1 protein-coding gene is annotated in these 500 nt (G+C 60.6%); it reads right to left on the reverse strand.

All coding sequences use genetic code 11. The features are described from left to right. Positions 1-68: 68 nt before the first annotated feature. Positions 69-500: M10 family metallopeptidase C-terminal domain-containing protein (locus GR138_RS30165; RefSeq protein WP_276508823.1), on the reverse strand; the 432-nt coding region annotated here is incomplete at its 5' end.

The raw sequence follows: 500 nt of genomic DNA on the forward strand, positions 1-500 counted from the left end.
TCCGGAAGCTGGCCGCCTGAAGCGGGCCCCGCGGCGTAAGCCGCGGGTTTCTATGAGGGGCTGTGCTCCTAGATGATGAAGAAGTCAGCGCTGGTCAGCGAAAGCCCGGCTGCAAGCTTGGCAAACTCGACTGATCCACCGGAAGCAGAACCATTGCTGTCGTAGATCAGGGCGCCCGTCGAGGAGTTGTAGATGATCCGGTCGCTCGCATCGGCAGCCGCTGTCCCGATGCGAAAAGCCGCAGAAGAAAGCCCGCCGTTTGCACCGACCGCCGTGAAGATGGCATTGTCCAGCCAGACGGTGTCGGCCGCCACGTTGAAATCGACGATGGTGTCCTTGTTCGTGGAGCTGTTGAGCGCCGTGTTGAACACGAAAATATCTGAACCGCTCCCGCCGGTCAGCCTGTCGTTGCCGCTGCCGCCATAAAGCCTGTCATTGCCGTTGCCGGCACTGATGATGTCGTTGCCCGCTCCGCCGTTCAGGGCATTGTTGCCATTGTT

Source organism: Shinella kummerowiae, assembly GCF_009827055.1.
GTDB lineage: Bacteria > Pseudomonadota > Alphaproteobacteria > Rhizobiales > Rhizobiaceae > Shinella > Shinella kummerowiae.